The sequence below is a fragment of the Marinomonas sp. 63XJN7_7_ISO-PGPR-S23-202 genome (assembly GCF_056173505.1).
In genome coordinates this window covers 3,751,623-3,775,893 of record NZ_CM149677.1, presented here as the reverse complement: position 1 = coordinate 3,775,893, position 24,271 = coordinate 3,751,623, and the positions used below count along the sequence as shown (strand labels likewise).

The following is a 24,271-nucleotide window of genomic DNA, read 5'->3' as shown; positions in this document are numbered from 1 at the left end:
ATGAGAGGAGATAGAGAATGAAAAAAATATTGGGTGCTCTTGTTGGTTTATTCATGGTTGGCTGTGTGCATGCAAACAATGTTGCGGTTGTGGACTTTAGAGCAGCGCTGTTACAGAGCAATATGGGGCAAAAAGCATCGGCTGAACCGAGAAAACAAGTTGCTGAAATGGATGCACGCTTAAAAAGTGAGCGAGAAAAAGTTCAGAAAAAAGCCGATGCATTAAAACGAGATGAACTAACGTTAAGTCCAGCGGATTTAAAAAAACGTCGTATGGAATTGATGCAAAGTGAAAATCAATTGCGCTCCATGGCGGCGGGTATGCAGCGTCAGGCTCAAGGCTTGGAACAAAGTGTGATTAATAAGTTGACTCCAAAAGGTGAAGCGGCGCTGAAGGCCATCATTAAAAAACGTAAGTTGGATTTAGTGATAAACCGTGATGTTGCTGTGTACGCTGCACCCGATTCCGATATTACAAAAGCACTAGTTGATCGTCTGAATAAAGGTAAGTAAATCATGGGCTATACTTTGGCGCAGTTAGCAGAAAAAGTTCAAGGAAAAGTAAAGGGGAATCCTAATCTTCAACTTTCTGGATTAGGGACGTTGGAAAAGGCGACGAGTCATGAACTGAGTTTTTTGGCGAGCCCTAAATATCAAAGTCAACTTTATGATACCTCGGCAGGTGCTGTATTAGTGAAAAGTGATGAAATTGCTGAGTTAGTCAGTAACGCCATTATTGTCGCCAATCCCTATTTAGCCTTTGCCAAACTTTCTCACTTATTTGCGCCCGCAACACAAGGCTGGTCAGGTATCGATTCAACCTGTGTTGTATCCAAAACAGCAATGGTAGCTGAAGATGTTGTATTGGCCCCCAATGTGGTACTTGATTATGATGTGGTGATTGAGCGTGGCTGCGTCATAGGGGCCGGTTGTGTGATCGGTCGAGGCTCTAAAATTGGTGCCAATTCCACGATTTATCCCAATGTGACCATTTATCATGATGTTACTATAGGCGCTAACGCTATCATACACAGTGGTGCTGTCATTGGGGCTGATGGGTTTGGTTTTGCGCCAAAAAAAGATGGTTGGGAAAAAATCAGCCAGATTGGTCGTGTTATTATTGGTGATGACGTAGAAGTTGGTGCCAGTACCACCATTGACCGAGGAGCTTTAGACAATACCACTATCGGCAATGGTGTCAAAATTGATAACCAAGTACAAATTGCCCATAACGTTGTAATTGGCGATAATAGCGCTATTGCAGGGTGTACAGTGGTGGCTGGTAGTACAAAAATTGGTTCTTTTTGTACTATTTCAGGAGGTGTTTGCATTGCTGGGCACCTTACGGTTGTAGACAAAGTACATATCACGGGTATGAGTATGATTACTCACTCTCTTTTAGAGTCAGGGTCTTACTCTTCTGGAATAGCGATGGAACCAACGAGTAAATGGCGTCGCACCGTGGCTCGGATTAGAAGAATTGATGACATGGCAAAGCAATTTGCACAACTGAAACAACAAGTTAATAAGTTATTAGAGAAGGTTGATAATAAATGATGGACGTGAATGAAATCCGCCAATACTTGCCTCATAAGTATCCGTTTTTACTGGTGGATCGTGTTGTAGAACTGCATTTGAATGAGTCCATTATAGCTTATAAAAATGTTACGATTAACGAACCGTTTTTTAATGGTCATTTCCCTAATCATCCTGTGATGCCAGGGGTATTGATTATTGAAGCAATGGCACAAGCTGCGGGTATCCTAGGCTTTAAAACGAGTGATAAAACACCCGCTGACGGTTCTATTTATTATTTCGTTGGATCAGACAAAGCACGATTTAAACGTCCTGTTGTGCCTGGAGATCGTCTACAATTAGAAGCTAAGATCCTCACGCAAAAGCGTGGTATTTGGAGATTTGAATGTAAAGCATCGGTTGATGGTGAGTTAGTTTGTGCCGCAACGATCATGTGTGCAGATAGGAAGATATAAGTGGCAATACACCCAACAGCTTTAGTTGACCCAAAAGCCGAAATTGACCCAAGTGTAGAAATTGGGCCTTTTTCCGTTATTGGGCCTGATGTAAAGATTGGTTCTAATAGCGTTGTTAAGTCTCATGTTGTGATCAATGGCCATACGACCATTGGCCAGCATAATGAAATTTATCAATTTGCCTCTGTTGGTGAAGCAAACCAGGATAAAAAGTACAAAGGTGAGCCGACTGAGCTCGTGATTGGTGACCATAACGTTATTCGGGAAAATGCGACGATTCATCGTGGTACTATCCAAGATAATGGTATAACTCAGATCGGTGACCATAATCTCTTTATGGCAAGCACTCATGTTGGACATGATTGTATTATTGGAAATAATAATATCTTTGCCAATTACGCCGCCTTAGCAGGCCATGTAAAGGTGGGGGATTTTGTGATTTTTGGTGGCTATACCGGGATCCACCAATTTTGTCAGGTTAATTCCTATAGCATGTGTGGCATGGGATCTCTGGTAGCAAAAGATATTCCTCAGTTTATGATGGTATCTGGTAGCCCAGCCAAGGCCCATGGCATGAACTTTGAGGGGATGCGCCGCCGTGGTGTGTCTCAAGATGTTATTAGGGCTTTAAGAAAAGCGTATAAAATCATTTATTTAAAAGGCTTAACCTTAGAGCAAGCTTTGCACAACATTGAGCAAGATGATATTTATCATATATCAGATGTCGCTGAATTTGTTTTATCAATTCGGCGCTCTAAACGGGGCATCATCCGATAGCCCAATAATAGCTCTATAAAAACCCCGGATTATTTCGGGGTTTTTTATTATAAAGATGGACGATATGAAATGGCGTCAGTAACACGTTATGTAATAGTGGCTGGTGAGGCATCAGGTGATATTCTAGGAGCGAGCCTTATTGATCACCTAAAGAGATTACAACCCGATGCGGTATTTGAAGGAATTGGTGGGCCGTTAATGGAGGCACAAGGCTTGAAAAGTCTTGTGCCTATGGATCGTCTTTCTGTGATGGGGTTGTTTGAAGTGTTGGGACGCCTAAGAGAATTGTTAGGTATCCGCAAACAGTTATTTCAGTTATGTACTGATGATCCGCCGACGGCTTTTATTGGAATAGATTCTCCTGATTTTAATTTACCATTAGAGCGCAAACTAAAAGCTCAAGGCATTAAAACCATTCATTACGTGAGCCCATCTGTCTGGGCGTGGCGTAAAAAGCGTATTTTCAAAATCAAAAAATCCGTTGATTTAATGTTAGCCTTGTTTCCTTTTGAAATGCCTATTTATCATGAGCATAACATTCCAGTTGTTTGTGTTGGGCATACGCTAGCAGATGAAATTCCCCTAGAAAGTGACGTCAAACAAGCGAGAGAGCAGCTTAACTTACCGACTCATCTTGAGGGGCCTGTATTTGGTATTTTACCCGGATCTCGTAGCGGCGAAGTCGGACGCTTGGCTCCTTTGTTTATTGAAACGATGAAGCTTGTTAAGCAACAGCAACCTAAGGCCGTTTTTTTGATACCTGCCGCCAATCATGATCGTCAAAAGCAAATTGAGGCACTTTTACACGAAGCGCATATGGAAGCCATTGTCATTGATGGTTCATCGCGAGTGGTGATGGCCGCTAGTGATGCCATTTTATTGGCGTCGGGAACGGCGGCCTTGGAAGCCATGCTGGTAAAAAGACCCATGGTCGTCGCTTATCGGTTTAATAAATTGACCTATGCGATTGTGTCTCGTATGGTGAAAGTACCTTATGTTTCTTTACCAAACTTGTTGGCAAATGAGGCTTTGGTACCGGAGTTGTTACAAGACGATGCAACGCCAACTAATTTAGCTCGACGTTTATTGCAGACTTGGCAAGCCTTTCTGAGTGATAAAAATATTCAGCATAAATACTATACTTTGCATGATATGTTGCGTAAGAATGCAGGTCAGACAGCCGCTAAAGCAATCGTAGATATGCTGCAAGGAAGAATACACTAATGGAACCTTTTGTTAGTAATGTGTATTTTGGCGATCTTGTTGCGGGTGTGGATGAAGCAGGACGTGGTCCCCTAGCTGGTGAAGTGGTTGCGGCGGCGGTGATATTAGATCCAAACAACAGAATTGATGGGTTGGCTGACTCTAAAAAACTCAGTGAAAAAAAACGCGAAGCTCTGTTTATTGAGATTCAAGAGAAAGCACTTGCTTATGCCATTGCTAGCGCTTCCACAGAAGAAATAGATGAGTTAAATATCCTCCATGCTAGTATGTTGGCAATGAAACGAGCCATTGATCAGCTGCCGATTCAAGCGGAGCATGCTTTGGTGGATGGCAACCGTATTCCAAAAGATTTGCCTTGCTCTGCGGAAGCGGTTGTTAAGGGTGATGCCCGTCATATGGCCATATCCGCTGCCTCTATTTTGGCAAAAGTTACACGTGATAGAGACATTGTTAAACTGGCTGAGCAGTACCCGCAATTTGGCTTTGAAAAACATAAAGGCTATCCTACGGCAGTGCATCTTGCTGCGCTAAAAGAACATGGCGTCACGCCCATTCATAGGCGATCATTTGGCCCTGTAAAGAAAATCTTAGAAGGATAATATTTTGTCGACATCGTTTATCCATTTACGTGTTCATACCGAGTTTTCTCTGGTAGACGGTTTGGTGAAAATTAAAGGTCTGCTGGGCACGACAGAGGCTCAGGCTATGCCCGCCGTAGCGATTACGGATGAGAATAACCTTTGTGGTTTTGTGCGCTTTTACAAAGGCGCGATGGACAAAGGTATTAAGCCAATATGTGGTGCTGATATTGTTCTTGAGGCTGACGATGTGGTTGAAGAACGATCTCGACTGACCTTGCTTGCCATGTCGAACAAAGGTTACAAAAACGTCATTAAGGTCATCTCCAAAGGGTATCAGATTGGTCAAGTAGAAGGTCGCCCTATTATCAAGCGCGAGTGGGTGGAAGAAAACAGTGAAGATGTTATTGCCTTATCTGGTGCGATGTTTGGTGACATTGGTTTATTGTTGCTAAAAGAACATACAGAGGAAGCCAAGGAGCGCTTGGCTTATTGGATGTCGGTATTTCCAGATCGTTTCTACGTTGAATTACAGCGTACCAGCCGTCCGGGGGAAGAGCGCTTTATTCATGCTGTGGTGCCGCTGGTGAATGAGTTGGGTTGTCCTGTTGTGGCAACCAATGATGTACGTTTTTTGAAACGTGAAGACTTTGAAGCCCATGAAGCGCGTGTCTGTATTCATGATGGTGTGACATTGGATGACCCGCGTCGTAAACGTCTTTATTCTGAAGAGCAATACTTTAAAACTGCCGACGAGATGCAGGCGTTGTTTGAAGATATTCCAGAGGCGCTAGAAAATACGGTGGAGATTGCCAAGCGCTGTAATGTGGATGTCTTACTCGGGAAATATTTCCTACCTGACTTCCCGGTGCCAGATGGCATGACCATGGAAGATTTCTTCAAAAAGCTCTCTTACGATGGCTTGCAAGAACGCTTTGATTTTTTGCTGAATAAATACGGTGAGCGAATCGAGAAGCGTCGCCAGGAGTATTGGGATCGTCTTGATTTTGAGCTCAATATCATCAATCAGATGGGGTTCCCTGGCTACTTTCTGATCGTAATGGATTTTATTCAATGGGCAAAAGATAACGACATTCCGGTGGGGCCTGGTCGTGGCTCTGGTGCGGGTTCCTTGGTCGCTTATGCCCTTAAAATTACCGATTTGGATCCCCTTGAATATGATTTGCTATTCGAACGATTCTTGAATCCAGAGCGTGTTTCCATGCCTGACTTCGATATCGACTTCTGTATGGATAACCGCGACCGAGTCATTGATTATGTGTCGCGTAAATATGGTCGTGATGCGGTGTCTCAGATCATTACTTTTGGTGCAATGGCGGCGAAAGCGGTGGTGCGAGATGTGGCGCGTGTACAAGGTAAGCCTTATAGTTTAGGTGACAAACTCTCTAAACTGATTCCGTTTGAAATAGGCATGACGCTGAAAAAAGCTCTGGAAGAGGAACCTGCTTTACCTGAGTTTCTCGCGGGTGATGAAGACGCAGCAGAAGTGATGGAAATGGCCTTCTCTCTAGAAGGGGTGGTGCGTAACTTTGGTAAGCACGCAGGTGGGGTGGTCATCGCACCGACCAAATTGACGGATTTCTCTCCGCTTTATTGTGAAGAGGATGGTTCTGGTCTCGTCACACAATACGATAAGAACGATGTGGAAGAAGCCGGGCTGGTTAAGTTCGATTTCTTAGGTCTGAAGACACTGACCGTGGTGGATTGGGCAGTAAAAAACATCAATACCATCCACGAGGTTGCTGGTAAGCCACCACTCGATATCGCACTAATTGACTTAGAAGATAAGTCGGTATACGACTTATTGCAGCGTGCGGAAACCACGGCGGTGTTCCAGCTTGAATCCCGTGGCATGAAAGAGTTGATTAAGAAGCTATTGCCATCTCGCTTTGAAGATATTATCGCCTTGGTGGCTTTGTTCCGTCCTGGACCTCTGGGGTCAGGCATGGTGGATGACTTTATTAACCGTAAACACGGCCGTGCAGAGCTTGCTTTCCCACACCCAGATTATCAGCATGAAGATTTGATTCCTGTGCTTGAGCCAACTTATGGCATCATTTTGTATCAAGAGCAGGTTATGCAAATTGCCCAGGTCTTGGCAAAATTCTCCCTAGGGGGCGCCGATTTATTACGCCGCGCCATGGGTAAGAAAAAGCCGGAAGTTATGGCAGAGCAGCGTCAGATCTTCATGGAGGGGGCACTCAAAAACAATATAGATAAAGACCTTTCCGGTAATATTTTCGATTTGATGGAGAAATTTGCCGGTTATGGTTTTAACAAATCCCACTCTGCCGCTTATGCCTTGGTCTCTTATCAAACGGCTTGGTTGAAAAAACACTATCCCGCGCCGTTTATGGCGGCGGTCTTATCGGCCGATATGCAAAACACCGATAAGATCGTGATCTTCGTGGAAGAGTGTCGATCCATGAATTTGCCACTTGAGCTTCCCACAGTCAATGCGTCCATGTATAAATTCACCGTCACCCCAGAGGGCGTGATTGTTTATGGATTAGGGGCGATTAAAGGCGTTGGGGAAGGCCCGATTGAAGCCATTGTTGAGGCACGTAAAGACGGTCCGTTTAAACATATTTTCGATTTTTGCCAGCGTGTCGGTCGGAAGGTGAATAAGCGTGTTATGGAAGCGTTGGTTCGTTCAGGTGCGTTTGATACGATAGGTCCGAATAGGGCAACTTTGTTTGCTTCTATCGATGAGGCCTTGAAACGAGCCGATCAAGCCGCCAAAGATAATGATGCAGGCATGATGGATTTATTTGGTATTACGGTGGAGGAAACCACCGAAAATGCCTACGATGAAATTGGTATTCGCCATGAGTGGTCCGGACGTCAACGTTTAGATGGCGAAAAAGATACATTAGGTCTATATGTAACAGGTCACCCAATAGATGAGTACGAAAAGGAAATTCGTCGCTTTGCTCGTGCCCGCATAGTGGATCTTCAACCGAAACGAGGCGATACCCAAGTCATGGCAGGCTTGATTGTCGATCTTCGTATTACGAAAAGCAAGAAAGGAGGCAATATTGCTTTTGTTACCTTGGATGACCGCTCCGCTCGAATTGAGGTAACGGTTTTCCCTGATAACTTTGAAACCTTTAAAAACGTCATTGTGAAAGATGAAGTGGTCGTGGTAGAAGGGGAAATTACAGTCGACGAGTTTCGTGGTGGACAGAAAGTCATTGCCCGAAACATCCTAGATATAGCGCAAGCGCGGGTGCGTTACGTGGAAGCATTGCGTATAACGTGGACAGCGCAAAGTGTTACCCAGACTGCCATTCAGAATTTGGCGACGTGTATGGAGCCTTTTCGCGGCGACGGCTGTGATGTGGTGATTGGCTTTGATACAGATCAGGCCTGTGGCGACATTCGGCTGGGCTCGAATTGGAAAATTCGCCCAGATGATGAATTAATTCACGAACTTCAGAAACAATACGGTAAACAAAATGTCCAGCTAGTGTATACTTAGCCCCATTTTATAATTTGTACAATAGAGCGCGGCAATGAGCGCGCCGACAGAGCAAATGGCGAAATGTCCTTTGCCTTTGTATTTGATGGCAACCAAACAGCAGTGTAATTAACTATGAATTTAGATTATCTCCCTTTCGAGCAGCCGATTGCTGAGCTTGAACAAAAAATTGAAGAGTTGCGTTTAGTCGGCAATGATAATGAACTGAACATCAGTGATGAGATCAGTCGTCTTGAAGAAAAAAAAGCGGCCCTGACACAAAGTTTATTCAGCAATCTTGGTGCTTGGGAAGTGTCACAATTAGCACGTCATCCTAAACGTCCTTACACTCTGGACTATATCAAACATGTGTTTACTGATTTTGAAGAGATGCATGGTGACCGCCATTACGCCGATGATCATGCCATTGTCGGTGGTATCGCTCGCTTAGATGGTCGTCCTGTGATGGTCATTGGTCATCAAAAAGGCCGGGAAGTGAAAGAGAAAGTGTTGCGTAACTTTGGGATGCCTCGTCCAGAAGGTTACCGGAAAGCGTTACGTCTGATGGAAACCGCAGAACGTTTTAATATGCCGATTATTACGCTGATTGATACACCTGGGGCCTATCCTGGTATCGGCGCGGAAGAGCGTGGTCAAAGTGAAGCGATTGCTTACAACCTGGCGGTGATGTCTCGCCTTAAAACGCCTATTATCTCAACCGTAATCGGTGAAGGGGGGTCAGGTGGCGCTCTGGCGATTGGGGTATGCGATGAGTTAATGATGCTGCAGTATGGTACGTATGCTGTTATTTCTCCAGAGGGTTGTGCCTCCATTCTCTGGAAAAGTGCTGAACGAGCTTCAGACGCGGCAAAAGCCATGGGAATCACAGCGCAGCGTCTGAAAGAGTTAGGTTTTGTGGATACCATCATTGAAGAGCCAATGGGGGGCGCCCATGTGGCTCATGAGCAAATTGCTCATAGCTTAAAAGAATGTGTATTAGCGGCGCTGGCACGTATGGACGCTCTGACAGAAGAAGAGCTATTGGCTCGTCGTTATAATCGTTTGATGTCTTACGGCTTATAACCCTTGTTTGACGTGAAAAGCCTCCTATTTCAGGGGGCTTTTTTGTTTGTCTTGTCCCGTCCTGAAATAGGTTTATATCTGGGAGAGAATGTTGAAGTGTGATTTACCCATGTCGCCAATGAGAGCATCTGATCCACTGACCTTTTGTGTGGATTGGGTAGACAGTGTATTTTCTTCTGCTGATACGGTATGGGTTGGGTTCAGCGGTGGAGTGGACTCTCATGTTTTATTACATGTCTTATATGAGTCGCTTGATGATAATCAACGCCAAAAACTGGCAGCGGTGCATGTTCATCATGGGTTAAGCGAGCATGCTGATGAGTGGTTGATGCATTGTCAAAGGGTTAGCCAAGACTTAGGGGTACGTTTTGTTGCCCACCATGTGCAGTTACAGACTCAGGCCTCAATTGAAGAAGCGGCCCGTAACGCCCGTTATGAGGCATTCCAACAAACCCTCGGTACAAACGATGTCTTATTGTTGGCACACCATCGGGGAGATCAAGTAGAAACCGTATTATTTCGATTATTGCGTGGTACAGGGGGCAAAGGCTTGTCGGGTATGCCGATGGAAAGGAAGCTCGGAAAATCACGATTGATCCGACCGTTTATTGACGTCTCAAAAGACGATATTTTGCGTTATGCCGAGCTACAAAAATTGTCTTGGGTTCAAGATGAATCTAACCTAGACACGCGTTTTACTCGGAACTTTTTACGCCATCAAGTATTGCCTAGATTGGAAGAGCATTTTCCTCATCTTGAGCAACGTATTGTTTCGAGCTCGCAGCGTATAGCGACAGACTATGCCATGTTAGAGGTGTTATCTGAGCAGCAGTTGCGTAGCTGGTGTGATCAATGGAATGGCCTAATGTTGTCGTTCTTAAAAGATAAGAACCAAGAAGAGCGCTTATTCTGGTTAAAGCATTTCTTGCAAACAAAGCATATCTCATTACCGTACCCCCAGTTAGAAAATATCGAAAGAATGATGATGGGGGAGCGGGATAAGCAACCAGAGTTTATTTTGCCCGATGCAAGGATTCGACGTCATCATGATGCGATGTATGTTCTTCCTGCCGATGAGCCGGTTATCCTGGCCCCTCTGTCAGAGGGGGAATGGTTACGTCGTGCCTTTGATCAAATACGTATAACAGGACTGGGTAAAAATCGATTTTGTAAATTGCAGGCGCGTCCCCAAGGAGCGGCGTTATTAATGGCCAACGGTCAGCACCGTAAACTTAAAAAATGGCTCAACGATTTGTCGATTCCAGATTGGTGGCGAGATCATCTTCCCTATATTTTTATTGAAGATGTTTCAGGAGAGCAGCTGGTGGCGATTGGGTCTTTATGGCGCCACCCTGCATATTCGGATCTTAATATTGAATGGCAAATGGATACTCGTTTGCCTTTCCCTAATGATGTAATGTGACTGGAGGTGGTATGAAAATTGCTATTATGGATGATTATCAAAATGTGATTAAAGACCTTAATTGTATGTCCTTATTGGCTGGACATGAGGTGATGGTCGTTAGTGATATATTGACGCAAGAAGAAAAAATTCAAACGCTAGGTTCAGTTGATGGGGTGGTGTTGATTCGTGAAAGAACGCAAATTAATGAAGCGTTTTTGTCCGCTTTACCCAATTTAAAGGTCATCAGTCAAACTGGAAAAATCAGTCACCACATTGATGTAGAAGCTTGCCAACGCCATGGTGTCACCATTCTTGAAGGAGTAGGGTCACCTGTTGCGCCTTCAGAATTATGTTGGGCATTGGTGATGGCAGCATCACGTCATATTGTGCCTTATGCAAGTGGCCTAAAAGAGGGGCAATGGCAATCATCAGGTTCTCTTGGCCTAGGACGAGTACTGGAAGGCTTAGTGTTCGGGATTTGGGGTTTTGGTAAAATTGGTCAGCGTGTTGCCCGCTATGCGACGGCATTTGGTATGAAGGTAATGGTATGGGGGAGTGAATCCTCTCGCCAAAAAGCAGAGGAGATGGGATATTTAGCGGCGGCGTCGAAACAGGCCTTCTTTGCTCAAGCCGATGTACTGTCTTTGCACCTAAGATTAAACGAAGAGACAACCGGGGTGGTAACACAGGCCGACCTCTCATTAATGAAGCCGGATTCGTTGTTTGTGAACATCAGTCGTGCTGAATTGGTTGAACAGGGTGCGTTATTTTCCTCACTAAGTTCTGGCCACCCGGGTTTTGCCGCAGTGGATGTGTTTGAGCAAGAGCCTATTTTAGGGGCGGCGGATCCATTGTTGTCGCTACAAAATGTCTTGGCAACGCCACATATCGGTTATGTTGAGAAACAGAGCTACGAGTTATATTGCCGAGTAGCATTTGAGAATATTGTGCGCTTTTTCACTCACTAATTGTTCTGCTTTACCATAACTATCTGTATTGTATGGCACAAACGAAGGTTGCTTTTTTCTATTGTCATTTGCTCGTGAGAAAGCGCTTATAATTGTTTTTTATTTCGTTGTTAGCTGCACAATTTTTTGGTTTTAGACCGATATAATTCTATGCTTAGAAAGGGGAGATTATTTTGCTTGTTTTGATAATGGCAGGCGACTCATTTCCTCGATCTTCCTCCCGAATTCTATAATGACAGGATATTCATTATGCTTCAGGCTGCTGTTTTAGGTGGATTAGAGTTTAGCCCGCTGGTCGTTTACTTTCCAATTGCTTTCTTAATGGCGGCTTGCACCCGTTTTGTTTTACATCGTTTAGATTGGCATGACCGTATTTGGAAAGTGGCTTGGTTTGAAGTGTCTTTGTTCGTTTGTTATTTGGCTCTAACCGTGTATTTATTAGGTGGAAGGTTTCCTCAATGACGAAGTCAATAAGAATATTTATCACGTTGTTAGTGATAGTGTGTGCAATATTATCAGGACGCTGGGTGTGGAATGATTATATGCATTCCCCATGGACGCGTGACGGGCGTGTACGGGCCAATATTATTACGGTCGCACCGGATGTATCTGGCTGGGTGACCAAGCTGAACATTGTTAATGATCAACCAGTGAAAAAAGGCGATTTACTTTTTTCTATTAATAAAAAGCGCTATCAGGCGGCACTAGATGAGAGTAAAGCTAGTACGGAAATTGCCTTGTATTCATGGCAATTGGCCAAGCATAAGTATGAGCGACGTTCTGAGTTGAGTCGTCAAAAGGCCATTAGTGTAGAAGATTTACAATCCTCTCGCATCAGTGCAGAAGTAGACAAAGCCAAGTATGACTTAGCGAAAGCCAAACAAGAATTGGCGCAAATAAATTTAAACCGTACAGAAGTCTATGCCCCGGTGTCAGGCTATATAATTAACTTGAACCTACATCAAGGTAATTATGTTGGCCAAGGTAAACCGGTGTTTGCCATTGTTAAGTCAGACTCTTTTTATATAACCGGTTATTTTGAAGAAACCAAAATACCGTTAGTTCATTTAAATCAGAAGGCGAAGATAACGTTATTAAGTGGTGGCAAGCCATTAACGGGTCATGTGATCAGCATTGGTAAAGCCATTGCCAATACGAATACACAAAGTAATGGCCAGCTTTTGCCGGAAATTCAGCAAACGTTCAACTGGGTTCGTTTATCCCAGCGCATTCCGGTTGATATCAAATTGGATCCATTACCAAAAGGTGTTCACCTTAGCGCGGGTATGACGGCAACGATTCATCTCGCACAGCAGTAAGGAGACGAATTTGAACCTCGTATTACGGAATCTGTTTTTTCCTGAAAAGCAGGCGGTTATTTTTGCGCTAAAAGGCGTCATTGCGATGTCCATGGCGCTCACCGTTTCTCTGTTTTTAAACCTTGATCGACCCTATTGGGCGTTGGTGTCAGCAATATTTTTGCAAATGCGTCCAGAAACAGGGCTGGTTGTTGAAAAGGCTATTTGTCAGATTGTCGGCACAATCGTTGGTGGTTTGTTTGGAATCTTGCTGTTGACTCAGCTAATGCCATACCCTTATTTAGGGTTGGGGGTCTTAGCACTATGGTTAGGCATTAATTCCGCTTTGTCTGTAATGGTACGTCAAGTCAACTTTATTTATGCGTTTGCCATGGCGGCGGTCACTGCAGAGATTGTTGTTATTTTAGTGATGGCTAATCCTGCTGCTGCCAGTAGTCAGGCGGTGTTTAATGTGGCGCAAGCTCGCATGAGTGAGATTATCATAGGCTCGATTTGTGCGGGTATTGTCAGTCATTTGTTTTGGCCGAGGAAAGTAAAAAATAGTCTGCAACGACAGTCTCGGTCAGTCATTAACCAGACATTAAGCTATCTCGTCACGGAGCTGGATAAAGAAGGCTCTCATGAGGGGCGACACCAGCAAATCGATGCCATTATGACCACGCTCGGGGTCGTTAGTGAGAACTCTAGTGCGGTAAATTTCGAAGGGCCAAATGGGCCGGGGCGCTCCCGAGCGGCTAACCAGATATGTCAGAAAGTACTGTCTTTACTGGCATTGATACAAATATTTGGTCGGCTACAACGGCGTCACTATGAATTGATGACGCCCACTCTGGCTCAGCTTATTGATCGGTTAAGAACGGCATTTGCTCAGATCGCAGAATCTGATAATTTTGATTATTGCTTAGATCAAGTAAAGACCTTGCGCCGAGAACTCACTGAGTTTCGAGACAATAATGATGCTGACCAACCTTTTGAGAGGCACGTGATCAGTATAGGTTCGGAAATTACCTCGAATTTGACCATATTATTACGAGCTTATAGAGCGCTAGAAGAGCGCGACAGTCGGTTGCTTAATGAACCGAGAATGCAAACTTATCGTGATCCATTAGCAGGACTCATTACTGGGTTTCGTACCAGTATGGTGTTTTTAATTGGCGCCACTATTTGGGTGAGCACAGGATCGAATGCGGCCTTGATGATTATGATCTTGCCTGTCATCTTTTCTATTATGTTGGCTCGTATCCCGCTTGTTATACTGCGTGTAGTGCTGAAGCGTTTGTTGATTGGTGTGGTGGTGGCTGCGTTCGTCACGCTTTTCTATGCTCTTAACCTTCTGTCGCAAAGCTCAGGGCAGTTGGAAATTCTTCTTCTTGTGTTGGCTGGCCCTTATTTTATTGGTTTATTACTGCTTGCTGATCGACAAACCTTGCCTTATGGATTGGGTTTTTGCATACCCTTTTCCATTTTAGTCAGTCCCGGTCGGGGGATGACTCGACCTTTTTCGATTGATTATACCTTAAGTGCTGCCATGGCTATTTTTACTGGGGTATGTATTCTGTTTTGGGTGTTTCACTTAATAAGAGGGCCGAGTGTTCATTTATTAGTACATCGAATTTTTAAGGCGACCTATCAAGACTTGTTGGATATTAATCAACAAACGACGCCTGTGGCCTGGTATAACCGACGCATGGCGGATCGACTTTTACGGTTAACCAATTATGACCAAGGGTCTAAATCTCGTGCCATTACGGATCTTGCTTTAAGTGCACTCAACCTTGGTCACGTTTCGATTCGTTTGCATTCCATCTGTGAAAAATTAGTAGGTAAACATCTAGCGTCCTTAGATAAATGGCAAAGTGCTTTGGCCGATGCCTTTTTATTAGCGACAAAAGGTAAGCATAATGATGAGTTTAACAAAACGAGTGCACTACTCTACGCTGAATTGATTGCCGCTGGAGGGGAGTCTGCGCAAGTTGAGGCAATCAAAGGCATGTTTATTCGTCTTAACCTCACTTTTGAGCGCAGTGCTGAAAACATTGCGGACCAGAATGCATGATAACTTATGCTGTATAAGGGGAGCAGGAGAGATAAGCTAACTGGTTTCAGTTAGCTTATGTTGGAAGAAGCAGGGGGATTAAATGGTTATTATCCAGTCAGCGCTTGATTTGCTTTTCGCGACAATGCTGGCATTTAAACCATCGTTGTTTTGGATCCTTGATATCGCTTGAGCGTGAGTGTATCCCCATGCTTGCATGTGTCGCTGGGCTAAGCGTTCTATGGCGATCTCAAGAGGAACGTCTAAAAACCAGTGTTGGTCAAAAAGCCCAGTAGAACCCTCCCAACCGTCTTCTTGGTGAAGTAAATACAAGCCTTCCACGAAGATTAATTTGATGTCTTTTGCAATAAGGCAATCATTTTCGACTGGGTCACCTACTTGATGATCGAAGCTTGGCCAAGGCACATCGTCTTTTTGGTAGCTGTGCTTTATTCTTTTTAGGCGCTCAATAAAAGCTGCGCTGTTAAATGTCCACGGGGCGCCTCGACGAGAAAAGGCTTCTTCTGGATTGGCTAGTAAACTGAGCTCTTTTTTTGAGTAGTGAAAGCCATCCATTGATAGACAAATCATTTGCCCCGGCTGAATGTCTTCCATGCGTGATGAAAGATAGTTTGCTAACGTGCTTTTCCCCGACCCTGGGCCTCCTGTTAATCCGACTAGCGTTCTCTCAGGCTTTTCAATTGCGCATAGCATGCGTTTGAGCGCGTGTTCGACATCGCTAGAGTAGGCATATAATTTATGCAGCTGCTCTTTATTCAATTGAAACCCTCCTCTTTTAGTGGATATAGTTTTTATTTTCTTGGTATTCCTACTTTAACCATAGCATGAGATGAAGGGTTATTCTTTGAAAAAAGCGGGTCTACATTGCATTAATATGACACAAAAAAAGTAAACCAGTGACATCATGACACCGTACTGTCTATTAGGAAGGTTTTGTTTTTCACTAGAAAGGTAGGACAACGTTATGACTCTAGAAGAGCTTAGTCAGGTTGCTGTATTGGATAAGGTCAAAATCCATTCCCTTGAGTCGAATTTGTATCAAGTGTCGGTGGTTTTGGATGGCGAAGAAGTGTTTGTGATGAATGATAAAGGGCGCTGTTTGACCAGCCATAATAAGCTGGATTTACAGTCTTTATTTAAAGACAAACAAGTCGCTAAGATGGTGTTAGTTCACCAAAGTGCCTATGACGAAATGGTTGGTCAACCCGTTCGGGAAGGCAGTAATGTTCTTGAGGTGTCATTAGGCAATCCTAACCTGTCCTAGATGGCCACGATGTCATGCAATGAATTGGATGGTTGAAAAAAGTCTACAGGCTAGTTCGACCAATCACTTGCATTTCGTTTTCATTGCCTTCTTGCTCACAGAAAACCTTGGCATAACCTAGGGTGGCATTGGCGTGTTCTCGCATGATGGCTTCCGCTCGACTTCCTTGTCCATGAATGATGGCGTCGACGGCGGCATGGTGTTGCATGTGAGCAAAGTTAAATCGTCGATATTCACGGGATAAGTTATTTTTATCAAACGCTAACGCACTGATGGAGGCAAAAGGCAGGTGTTCATTGCGGCTCAATGCTTCTTCTATGGCAGGGTTGTGGCTTGCTGTAATAATAATTTGATGAAAACGTTTGTTGATGTCGTGATATTTCTCAAGGTCCTGTTCGTCAATGCTGCCATTTAGGAAGAGTGCATCCCCTTGTTTTAACAAATAGATTAGCTCTTCCTTATGAGCGTCAGATAACCCAATTTCAGCGGCTTGTCGTGCCGCCAAGCCTTCTAATACCCCTCTCACCTCAATTGAACCTGTTATCTCTTCTTGAGTCATTTGCCTAACGATATAGCCTCGCCTTGGAAGCTTCGTTAATAGCCCTTCTTGTTCTAACGTCCGAAATGCGATGCGCACGGGCGTTCGAGAGACACCTAGCTCTTCCGATGTGGGGATTTCGGCAAGGCGTTGCCCTGCGGGAAGTTCACCAGAAAGAATCATTTGCCGTAGGCGGCTAATAACTTGTTGGCCGGGTTTGCTCATGGTTGTCCTTTATCTGTATTGATTGAGGTTAGCTTACTATTGTTCTGTGTCTGAGTGTTGCATGCAATGCCATGTAATGTACGCCCATTTTATCTTAAAAAAAGTGTAAAGATGAAAAATAAGAAAAATACAATAAATGCTTATCAATCAAACTGTTGTGATGCAAAACATTATTTTTGCCTATTAATTATTGGATCCATTTTACATTAATGTGTTTTATTTTTTCTGTATTTTGTCTATATTGGATCCAATGTTTGGTATTCTGATAAGACGCTTCAGTGCACTGCCGTCGTGTGAGGCGCTTTAAAAAGAAAAATAAAAAGGAGAGAAAACATGAAAGAACAAACTTATCCTAAGAATGCTTGGTATGTGGCTGCAATGTCCGATGAAGTAGCTGGCAGCAAACCGCTAGGGCGCAAGATCTGTGGTGAAAGTATCGCTTTTTATCGTTCACACGATAATGAGATTGCCGCTGTATTGGACTTTTGTCCTCATCGTGGGGCTGCTCTATCGTTGGGTTATGTGGAAGATGGACTGTTAGTCTGTGGTTACCATGGCTTGAAGATGGGCGCGGATGGCAAAACGAAAGAGATGCCACTCCAACGTGTGCAAGGCTTTCCTTGTATGAAATCTTACGCGGTTGAAGAGCGCTACGGATTCATCTGGGTGTGGCCAGGCGATCAAACCAAAGCAGATAAAGAGTTGATTCCGCACCTTGAATGGGCCGTTAGCCCAGAATGGGCTTACGGTGGAGGGTTATACCACATCAATTGCGATTATCGCTTAATGGTTGATAACCTGATGGATTTGACCCACGAAACCTATGTACACGCCACCAGTATCGGTCAAAAAGAAATCGATGAATCACCTGTATCAACTAAAGTAGAAGGCGATACTGTCATTACCAGTCGGTTTATGGAAAAAATTATGGCTCCGCCGTTCTGGAAAGCCGCTCTTCGAGCTAATGGCTTAGCCGATGATGTGCCTGTAGATCGTTGGCAAATCTGTCGATTTACTCCGCCTTCCCATGTGTTAATTGATGTTGGTGTTGCCCACGCTGGTCATGGTGGCTTTGACGCGCCAGAAAACAAAAAAGCCGGTAGTGTAGTGGTGGACTTCATTACCCCTGAAACCGAAACCTCTATCTGGTATTTTTGGGGAATGGCGCGCCACTTTAAGCCTGAAGATCAAGCCTTAACGGATTCAATTCGTGAAGGACAAGGCAAAATCTTTGCGGAAGATTTAGAGGTGTTGGAACGTCAACAAGAGAATTTACAGGCTTTTCCCGACTATCAGCTATTAAAACTTGATATTGATGCCGGAGGGGTACAATCTCGCCGTGTTATTAATCGTATTATCGATGAAGAAAGAGCTCAGCAAGAGCAAGCAAGTCCGTCTAAACGTTCGTCTGGTCCGCAGCAATCGGCCCCATTACAAGAGGTGTCTTTTTAAAGCACGTAATGTGAGCTAGATTAAATAGTGGGGTGGGGCTTTTGCGATATATTAGCCATGCGGCTTCTATCGTAAAAGCCTTAGACGAGTGGTGTAAAACTTATAGTCAGAGTGTGCAGGGGGGCGTATGGGGTTCCTTTGCTTGGTTTGGCTTTAAATGTAGGGGGATGGATGATTCCTGTTGTTGTTAGAAATTGTGTAGAAGAAGCGGAGAATGTAGTGCGTCTTGTTCTGGGTAGTCAAGACGGCTCTGCTTTACCACCATATGAAGCGGGTGCACACATTGATCTTCATTTGCCAAGCGGTTTGATTCGTCAATATTCCTTGTGCCGTATGCAGTCAGACCCTCAATATTATGAAGTCGCAGTGCTGAAAGATGCCCAATCCCGAGGCGGTTCCCGTGAGGTGCACACCTTAAAGGTTGGGGATGCGCTCAATATTAGTGCCCCGCGTAATCATTTTTCACTGGCGAAAACTAAGCGCAAAGCCTTATTAGTTGCGGGTGGTATTGGTGTGACACCATTGCTTCCAATGGCTCAGCAGTTGCACAAAATGGGCTTGCCGTTTGAGTTTCATTATTGTGCAAAGTCTCCTGAAACAGCGGCGTTTGCTAAGGCGCTTGAGTCCGGCTCGTTTGCCGATAAAATGCATTTTCATTACAGCCAAGTGCCGACATCCGGGCGTATGGATGTGGTTAATGTGCTGTCTCAAAATGCTATGAACGCTGAGTTGTATGTCTGTGGTCCCGCTGATTTTATCACTCATATTATCCAGCAGGCAGAGAATCTAGGTTGGCCTGATGAGCGGGTACATCGTGAATATTTCACAGCCCCCGATTTGGCAGAAGGTGATGCGACCAATACGGCGTTCAAAGTGAAAATTGCCAGCACGGGTGAATTGTTAGACGTGGCAGAAGATCAAACGATTTTTCAAGTACTGGAAAACAATGGAGTCTTTGTTCCCGTCTCTTGTGAGTCTGGTGTCTGTGGTACCTGTCAAACGGGTGTTATCAGTGGCACACCCGATCACCGTGATGTGTTTCTAACGGATAAAGAACACGCTGAAGGAAAGCTTATTATGCCGTGTTGTTCGCGCTCTAAAAGCCCGGTGATTGAGCTGGATTTATAGCGATAACTCGCGCTAGTTATCCTTATTGTCTTTGTTTGCACCGCATTTGGTTGGCTTGAGGTAAATCCGTTGTGTTTTACATTGAGCCAACTGGCTGGCAATGCTATTATACCCTCCCGTCCTGAAGGGGTAATTCCTTTCATCATTAAATGTCACTTTTTCATATTTTAAGGCGGGTTAAATACTCATGGCGACACGATATATTTTCGTCACCGGCGGCGTGGTTTCATCACTTGGTAAGGGCTTAGCGGCTGCCTCTTTGGCTGCTATCCTTGAATCACGTGGACTAAAGGTCACCATGCTTAAATTGGATCCATACATCAACGTGGATCCAGGCACCATGAGTCCTTTCCAGCACGGCGAAGTCTTCGTTACTGAAGATGGCGCAGAAACTGACCTTGATCTTGGTCACTACGAACGTTTTATTTCCACTAAAATGGGTAAACGTAACAACTTCACAACAGGCCGTGTTTATCAGCATGTTTTGAAGAAAGAACGCCGTGGTGAATATCTAGGGGGAACGGTTCAGGTTATCCCTCATATCACAGATGAAATCAAACGACGCGTTATCGCGGGCGCTCAAGGTGCGGATATTGCCTTGGTCGAAATCGGCGGAACAGTCGGTGACATCGAGTCTCAGCCTTTCTTAGAAGCGGTGCGTCAAATGAAAGTCGAAGTGGGCTCCCACCGCGCTTTGTTTATGCACCTGACCTTGGTGCCGTACATTCGTACTGCGGGCGAGACCAAAACGAAGCCAACACAACACTCTGTAAAAGAGCTGCGTTCTATTGGTATTCAGCCTGATATTTTGGTGTGTCGTTCTGAAGTGTCTATCGAAGCGCCTGAGCGTAAGAAGATTTCGTTGTTCACAAACGTAGAAGAACGCGCCGTTATTTCCCTTCCTGATGCTGATACCATTTACCGCATTCCTCAGATGCTTAATGATCAAGGTTTAGATAGTTTGATCGTTGAGCGTTTTAATCTTGATTGTGATATGCCAGATTTAAGTATCTGGAATAAAGTGACGCAAGCAAAATTGAACCCAGAGAAGCAGATCAACATCGCCATGGTGGGTAAATACATGGAGCTGTTGGATGCCTATAAATCTCTAATCGAGGCCATGGATCACGCTGGTATTCATGCTCGAACTAAGGTAAAACTGCACTACATCGATTCTGAGCAAATAGAAGAAAATGGTACGGATATCCTTAACGGTATGGATGCTATTCTGGTTCCTGGCGGCTTTGGTGAGCGTGGTGTAGAAGGCAAAATTACCACGGCGAAGTACGCTCGTGAGAACAAAGTCCCTTACTTGGGGATTTGTCTAGGAATGCAGGTTGCTGTTATCGAGTATGCTCGTAACGTAGCTAATTTTGCAGGTGCGCACAGTACAGAGTTTAATTTAAAAGCAGAGAACCCAGTTGTTGGTCTGATCACTGAATGGACTAATGCAGAGGGTTCCAAAGAAATCCGGTCAGAGGAATCCGATCTAGGTGGGACGATGCGTCTTGGCGCGCAGAATTGTAATCTTACTGAAGGCACAAAAGCATTTGAAGCTTATGGTCAAGCGGTGATTACTGAGCGTCATCGTCATCGTTATGAAGTAAACAACTTCTACGTTGAGGCGTTGGAAAAAGCAGGTTTGACGATCTCTGGTCGTTCAGAAGACAATTCTTTGGTTGAGATGGTGGAAATTGCCGATCATCCTTGGTTTGTTGCTTGTCAATTCCATCCAGAATTTACGTCTACTCCTAGGTACGGACACGGCCTGTTTAGTGCCTTTGTTCATGCAGCATTGAAACATGCAGGTAAAGAAAAATAAGTCGAGCAAACAGGCAGTTTGTGATTTTTCATTTATTTTAAGAGGTTTGTTATGAGTCAGATCGTTGATATCAAAGCCAGAGAAGTCTTAGACTCTCGTGGTAATCCTACTGTTGAAGCCGATGTGATTTTGGCAGATGGCTCAGTAGGTTCAGCGTGTGCACCTTCTGGTGCCTCTACCGGTTCTCGTGAAGCTTTAGAATTACGCGATGGCGATAAAAGCCGTTATTTGGGTAAAGGTGTCCTAAAAGCGGTTGCAGCCGTCAACGGTCCGATCCGTGATGCGTTAATCGGTAAGGACGCCGCAGCACAAAAAGAACTTGATCATATTATGATCGATCTTGATGGCACAGAAAACAAATCGACTTTTGGCGCAAATGCTATTTTAGCCGTGTCTTTAGCCGCTGCTAAAGCCGCTGCAATCTCGAAAAAAGTGCCTTTGTATGCACATATCGCTGATCTCAATGGCACACCTGGCGTGTTTTCTATGCCCGTTCCCATGATGAATATCATCAACGGCGGTGAGCATGCTGATAACAACGTTGATATTCAAGAGTTCATGATTCAGCCAGTCGGTGCGCCTAATTTTCGCGAAGCATTGCGCTATGGTGCAGAAGTTTTCCACGCTCTGAAAAAAGTACTCAGTGCCCGAGGTTTGAGCACGGCGGTGGGCGATGAAGGGGGCTTTGCTCCGAACCTTTCTTCCAATGCTGAAGCACTTGCTGTTATCAAAGAAGCGGTGGCTGCCGCAGGTTATGAGCTTGGTAAGGACATCACGTTGGCGATGGACTGTGCAGCGTCTGAGTTCTATGACAAAGAGGCCAACATCTACGACCTTAAAGGTGAAGGTAAGAAGTTCACTTCAGAAGAGTTTAACGTTTTCTTACAGGATCTTGCTAACCAGTACCCCATCGTTTCCATTGAAGATGGTCTTGATGAGTCTGACTGGGACGGCTTTGCACATCAAACAAAACTATTGGGTGATAAACTCCAACTAGTGGGTGATGATTTGTTTGTCACCAATACTAAGATTCTAAAGCGTGGTATCGACAATGGTATTGCCAACTCTATTTTGATCAAATTCAACCAAATCGGCTCTTTGACCGAAACATTGGAAGCGATCAAAATGGCGAAAGATGCAGGTTATACCGCTGTCATCTCTCACCGCTCAGGTGAAACAGAAGATGCCACAATTGCCGATCTGGCTGTCGGCACAGCAGCTGGTCAAATCAAGACGGGTTCTCTATGCCGTTCTGACCGTGTGGCTAAATACAATCAATTGCTGCGTATTGAAGAACAACTAGGCGGTAAAGCGCCATATAAAGGCTTGTCTGAGATTAAAGGTCAGGCATAATTTGTAAAAACTTAAAAAAGGGAGGACTCTGTTCTCCCTTTTTTATTTTGTTTTTAGCGAAATCCTTCGATAATAGGGACTAGTTTTGTTATCTGCTGAGGGCGTTATGCCACGTTTATTATTTGTTTTGTTTGCATTGGCTATTGGCTACCAGTCTTATCATTTGTACTACGGTGATCAGGGTGTGAAGCGCCAAGAAGAATTGGCGAAACAAATTGCCTATCAGGAGCGTGTGAATTTGCATCTTAAGCAGCGTAATGAAGCACTCAGAGCACAAGTAGATGATCTTCGCTCGGGAGAAGAGGCCGTAGAGGAGCATATCCGTACGGATCTTCAATATATTAAAAACGGCGAAGTGTTTTATCGGATAGTCGACAAATGATACAACCTCTTTGGGTTATTATTCCCGCAGCTGGCATTGGTCAGCGAATGAAGGCTGATTGCCCTAAGCAATATATCCCACTATTGGGCAAAACCATTCTGGATCGCACCGTGGCTATTTTTGTGAACCACCCGATGATTGCAGGCGTTGCGGTTGGTCTTGGTGAGCAGGATGGTTACTGGACAGATTCATCATGGGTCAGTCACCCACGTGTGTTTACTTATCACGGCGGTGTGGAGCGTTCGGATACCGTCTTAAAGGGACTAGAATATTTATTGCAAGCTCAACAGGTTACTGAGCAGGATGTGTTGGTACATGATGCCGCAAGGCCATTATTAAGCCAAGGTGCACTAGAGCGTATCATTCTGCATCAAGGTGCCCAAGGGGCTATTTTGGCGATGCCTGCGAGGGATACGATTAAGCAACAAAAAGCCAATGGTAGGATACAAGCTACACTCAACCGCGATGCCATCTGGCTGGCTCAAACACCACAAAAATTTCCTGCCAGTGATTTGCTACAGGCGTTACGAAATGTTCAAGCACAGGGGGTGGCGATTACCGATGAATGCTCTGCGATGGAATATACTGGGTGGCAGCCTGATCTTGTGTTGGGAGAAAGTACGAATATTAAAGTGACCTTTCCAGAAGATTTGCTTATTGCAGAAGCGCTTGTATCACATAATATTAACTCAGTTAGCAAATAGAGATAGGAGGAGTCGTCATGGTGCCTTTTCGAATAGGTCATGGTTTTGATGTACATAAATTTGGAGAAGGCGACCACATTATTTTGGGCGGAGAACGCATTGCTTACTCGCAAGGTTTGCTTGCCCATTCTGATGGTGACGTAGTGTTGCATGCCTTAACCGATGCCCTGCTAGGCGCTGCCGCGTTGGGTGACATAGGGAAACACTTTCCGGATACTGATGCGACTTTTGAAGGCGCGAATAGCCGATTGTTATTGAAAAAAGCGTATCAAGAAATTCAAAAGCTAGGTTTTTCCGTGGGTAATGTCGATGTGACCATTATTGCTCAAGCGCCCAAAATGCGTCCGCATATCGATGCGATGCGGGCGAATATCGCAGAGGATCTTTCAATCGATATCGGGGCAGTCAATGTGAAGGCAACGACGACAGAAAAGCTCGGTTTTACGGGACGCAAAGAAGGCATTGCAGTGGAAGCGGTAGCGCTGATTTACCAGGCCGCATAATCTGATAATAGCAAATAGC

Annotated in this window: 23 protein-coding genes; 21 read left to right on the top strand and 2 right to left on the bottom strand. The window is 44.6% G+C overall.

Annotated elements, in window-relative coordinates:
- Positions 1-17: 17 nt before the first annotated feature.
- The 13 genes from AC0VYG_RS17510 (at position 18) to AC0VYG_RS17450 (ending at position 14,881) form a co-directional block, all read left to right on the top strand.
- Positions 18-512: an OmpH/Skp family outer membrane protein gene (locus tag AC0VYG_RS17510; protein ID WP_475429203.1), complete on the top strand. Its 495-nt coding sequence runs from the start codon at positions 18-20 to the stop codon at positions 510-512.
- A gap of 3 nt (positions 513-515) precedes the next feature.
- The gene (gene lpxD / locus AC0VYG_RS17505) at positions 516-1,556 is read left to right on the top strand and encodes a UDP-3-O-(3-hydroxymyristoyl)glucosamine N-acyltransferase (protein WP_475429202.1); all 1,041 of its coding nucleotides are present in this window, start codon (positions 516-518) and stop codon (positions 1,554-1,556) included.
- Positions 1,553-1,990, top strand: a complete 438-nt coding sequence (gene fabZ, locus AC0VYG_RS17500; RefSeq protein ID WP_475429201.1) for a 3-hydroxyacyl-ACP dehydratase FabZ — start codon at positions 1,553-1,555, stop codon at positions 1,988-1,990. The genes lpxD and fabZ overlap by 4 nt, the downstream gene beginning before the upstream one ends.
- Positions 1,991-2,767 carry an acyl-ACP--UDP-N-acetylglucosamine O-acyltransferase gene (lpxA, locus tag AC0VYG_RS17495; RefSeq protein WP_475429200.1) on the top strand — a complete coding sequence of 259 codons (777 nt, stop codon included), beginning with the start codon at positions 1,991-1,993 and terminating at the stop codon, positions 2,765-2,767.
- A gap of 69 nt (positions 2,768-2,836) precedes the next feature.
- On the top strand, positions 2,837-3,991 hold the full coding sequence (gene lpxB, locus AC0VYG_RS17490; RefSeq protein WP_475429199.1) for a lipid-A-disaccharide synthase: 1,155 nt from the start codon (positions 2,837-2,839) through the stop codon (positions 3,989-3,991).
- Entirely contained in the window at positions 3,991-4,590 is a 600-nt protein-coding gene (gene rnhB, locus AC0VYG_RS17485) for a ribonuclease HII (RefSeq protein ID WP_475429198.1), read from the top strand. The genes lpxB and rnhB overlap by 1 nt, the downstream gene beginning before the upstream one ends.
- A gap of 4 nt (positions 4,591-4,594) precedes the next feature.
- Positions 4,595-8,071: a DNA polymerase III subunit alpha gene (gene dnaE, locus AC0VYG_RS17480; RefSeq protein ID WP_475429197.1), complete on the top strand. Its 3,477-nt coding sequence runs from the start codon at positions 4,595-4,597 to the stop codon at positions 8,069-8,071.
- Positions 8,072-8,185: 114 nt separating this feature from the next.
- Positions 8,186-9,133, top strand: coding sequence for an acetyl-CoA carboxylase carboxyl transferase subunit alpha (accA, locus tag AC0VYG_RS17475; protein ID WP_475429196.1), 948 nt, complete (start codon positions 8,186-8,188; stop codon positions 9,131-9,133).
- A gap of 88 nt (positions 9,134-9,221) precedes the next feature.
- Positions 9,222-10,556, top strand: a complete 1,335-nt coding sequence (tilS, locus tag AC0VYG_RS17470) for a tRNA lysidine(34) synthetase TilS (protein WP_475429195.1) — start codon at positions 9,222-9,224, stop codon at positions 10,554-10,556.
- Between the two features lie 11 nt (positions 10,557-10,567).
- Positions 10,568-11,506 carry a D-2-hydroxyacid dehydrogenase family protein gene (locus AC0VYG_RS17465; protein WP_475429194.1) on the top strand — a complete coding sequence of 313 codons (939 nt, stop codon included), beginning with the start codon at positions 10,568-10,570 and terminating at the stop codon, positions 11,504-11,506.
- A 249-nt stretch (positions 11,507-11,755) separates the two neighbouring features.
- The gene (locus AC0VYG_RS17460) at positions 11,756-11,968 is read left to right on the top strand and encodes a DUF1656 domain-containing protein (protein ID WP_475429193.1); all 213 of its coding nucleotides are present in this window, start codon (positions 11,756-11,758) and stop codon (positions 11,966-11,968) included.
- An 80-nt stretch (positions 11,969-12,048) separates the two neighbouring features.
- Positions 12,049-12,825: an efflux RND transporter periplasmic adaptor subunit gene (locus AC0VYG_RS17455; RefSeq protein ID WP_475429192.1), complete on the top strand. Its 777-nt coding sequence runs from the start codon at positions 12,049-12,051 to the stop codon at positions 12,823-12,825.
- A 10-nt stretch (positions 12,826-12,835) separates the two neighbouring features.
- Entirely contained in the window at positions 12,836-14,881 is a 2,046-nt protein-coding gene (locus tag AC0VYG_RS17450; RefSeq protein ID WP_475429191.1) for an FUSC family protein, read from the top strand.
- A 78-nt stretch (positions 14,882-14,959) separates the two neighbouring features.
- Here AC0VYG_RS17450 and AC0VYG_RS17445 read toward each other — a convergent pair whose 3' ends face one another.
- Positions 14,960-15,640 carry a P-loop NTPase fold protein gene (locus AC0VYG_RS17445; protein WP_475429190.1) on the bottom strand — a complete coding sequence of 227 codons (681 nt, stop codon included), beginning with the start codon at positions 15,638-15,640 and terminating at the stop codon, positions 14,960-14,962.
- A gap of 205 nt (positions 15,641-15,845) precedes the next feature.
- Between AC0VYG_RS17445 and AC0VYG_RS17440 the strand changes: the two genes are divergently transcribed.
- Positions 15,846-16,145, top strand: a complete 300-nt coding sequence (locus AC0VYG_RS17440; protein WP_475429189.1) for a DUF6482 family protein — start codon at positions 15,846-15,848, stop codon at positions 16,143-16,145.
- A gap of 43 nt (positions 16,146-16,188) precedes the next feature.
- Here AC0VYG_RS17440 and AC0VYG_RS17435 read toward each other — a convergent pair whose 3' ends face one another.
- The gene (locus AC0VYG_RS17435; RefSeq protein ID WP_475429188.1) at positions 16,189-16,908 is read right to left on the bottom strand and encodes a GntR family transcriptional regulator; all 720 of its coding nucleotides are present in this window, start codon (positions 16,906-16,908) and stop codon (positions 16,189-16,191) included.
- Between the two features lie 333 nt (positions 16,909-17,241).
- Here AC0VYG_RS17435 and AC0VYG_RS17430 point away from each other — a divergent pair, with 333 nt between their 5' ends.
- The 7 genes from AC0VYG_RS17430 to ispF all read left to right on the top strand — a co-directional run bounded on the left by AC0VYG_RS17430 (position 17,242) and on the right by ispF (position 24,252).
- Complete coding sequence (locus AC0VYG_RS17430; RefSeq protein WP_475429187.1) at positions 17,242-18,360, top strand: Rieske 2Fe-2S domain-containing protein; 1,119 nt, start codon at positions 17,242-17,244, stop codon at positions 18,358-18,360.
- 171 nt (positions 18,361-18,531) lie between these two features.
- Positions 18,532-19,488: a PDR/VanB family oxidoreductase gene (locus tag AC0VYG_RS17425; RefSeq protein ID WP_475429186.1), complete on the top strand. Its 957-nt coding sequence runs from the start codon at positions 18,532-18,534 to the stop codon at positions 19,486-19,488.
- Between the two features lie 187 nt (positions 19,489-19,675).
- Positions 19,676-21,310: a CTP synthase gene (locus AC0VYG_RS17420; RefSeq protein ID WP_475429185.1), complete on the top strand. Its 1,635-nt coding sequence runs from the start codon at positions 19,676-19,678 to the stop codon at positions 21,308-21,310.
- 51 nt (positions 21,311-21,361) lie between these two features.
- Positions 21,362-22,663 (top strand): phosphopyruvate hydratase, encoded by a 1,302-nt coding sequence (eno, locus tag AC0VYG_RS17415; protein ID WP_475429184.1) that lies wholly within the window; start codon positions 21,362-21,364, stop codon positions 22,661-22,663.
- 106 nt (positions 22,664-22,769) lie between these two features.
- Complete coding sequence (locus AC0VYG_RS17410) at positions 22,770-23,045, top strand: septum formation initiator family protein (protein ID WP_067014532.1); 276 nt, start codon at positions 22,770-22,772, stop codon at positions 23,043-23,045.
- Positions 23,042-23,749 (top strand): 2-C-methyl-D-erythritol 4-phosphate cytidylyltransferase, encoded by a 708-nt coding sequence (gene ispD, locus AC0VYG_RS17405; protein WP_475429183.1) that lies wholly within the window; start codon positions 23,042-23,044, stop codon positions 23,747-23,749. The genes AC0VYG_RS17410 and ispD overlap by 4 nt, the downstream gene beginning before the upstream one ends.
- Positions 23,750-23,766: 17 nt before the next feature.
- On the top strand, positions 23,767-24,252 hold the full coding sequence (gene ispF / locus AC0VYG_RS17400) for a 2-C-methyl-D-erythritol 2,4-cyclodiphosphate synthase (RefSeq protein ID WP_475429182.1): 486 nt from the start codon (positions 23,767-23,769) through the stop codon (positions 24,250-24,252).
- Positions 24,253-24,271: the final 19 nt, after the last annotated feature.

Bases quoted from the DNA above. Each gene is read 5' to 3' on its own strand.
- AC0VYG_RS17510 (WP_475429203.1), top strand. From the start codon at position 18: ATGAAAAAAATATTGGGTGCTCTTGTTGGTTTATTCATGGTTGGCTGT.
- lpxD (WP_475429202.1), top strand. From the start codon at position 516: ATGGGCTATACTTTGGCGCAGTTAGCAGAAAAAGTTCAAGGAAAAGTA.
- fabZ (WP_475429201.1), top strand. From the start codon at position 1,553: ATGATGGACGTGAATGAAATCCGCCAATACTTGCCTCATAAGTATCCG.
- lpxB (WP_475429199.1), top strand. From the start codon at position 2,837: ATGGCGTCAGTAACACGTTATGTAATAGTGGCTGGTGAGGCATCAGGT.
- rnhB (WP_475429198.1), top strand. From the start codon at position 3,991: ATGGAACCTTTTGTTAGTAATGTGTATTTTGGCGATCTTGTTGCGGGT.
- accA (WP_475429196.1), top strand. From the start codon at position 8,186: ATGAATTTAGATTATCTCCCTTTCGAGCAGCCGATTGCTGAGCTTGAA.
- tilS (WP_475429195.1), top strand. From the start codon at position 9,222: ATGTTGAAGTGTGATTTACCCATGTCGCCAATGAGAGCATCTGATCCA.
- AC0VYG_RS17465 (WP_475429194.1), top strand. From the start codon at position 10,568: ATGAAAATTGCTATTATGGATGATTATCAAAATGTGATTAAAGACCTT.
- AC0VYG_RS17460 (WP_475429193.1), top strand. From the start codon at position 11,756: ATGCTTCAGGCTGCTGTTTTAGGTGGATTAGAGTTTAGCCCGCTGGTC.
- AC0VYG_RS17455 (WP_475429192.1), top strand. From the start codon at position 12,049: ATGCATTCCCCATGGACGCGTGACGGGCGTGTACGGGCCAATATTATT.
- AC0VYG_RS17440 (WP_475429189.1), top strand. From the start codon at position 15,846: ATGACTCTAGAAGAGCTTAGTCAGGTTGCTGTATTGGATAAGGTCAAA.
- AC0VYG_RS17435 (WP_475429188.1), bottom strand. From the start codon at position 16,908: ATGAGCAAACCCGGCCAACAAGTTATTAGCCGCCTACGGCAAATGATT.
- AC0VYG_RS17430 (WP_475429187.1), top strand. From the start codon at position 17,242: ATGAAAGAACAAACTTATCCTAAGAATGCTTGGTATGTGGCTGCAATG.
- AC0VYG_RS17425 (WP_475429186.1), top strand. From the start codon at position 18,532: ATGATTCCTGTTGTTGTTAGAAATTGTGTAGAAGAAGCGGAGAATGTA.
- AC0VYG_RS17420 (WP_475429185.1), top strand. From the start codon at position 19,676: ATGGCGACACGATATATTTTCGTCACCGGCGGCGTGGTTTCATCACTT.
- eno (WP_475429184.1), top strand. From the start codon at position 21,362: ATGAGTCAGATCGTTGATATCAAAGCCAGAGAAGTCTTAGACTCTCGT.
- AC0VYG_RS17410 (WP_067014532.1), top strand. From the start codon at position 22,770: ATGCCACGTTTATTATTTGTTTTGTTTGCATTGGCTATTGGCTACCAG.
- ispD (WP_475429183.1), top strand. From the start codon at position 23,042: ATGATACAACCTCTTTGGGTTATTATTCCCGCAGCTGGCATTGGTCAG.
- ispF (WP_475429182.1), top strand. From the start codon at position 23,767: ATGGTGCCTTTTCGAATAGGTCATGGTTTTGATGTACATAAATTTGGA.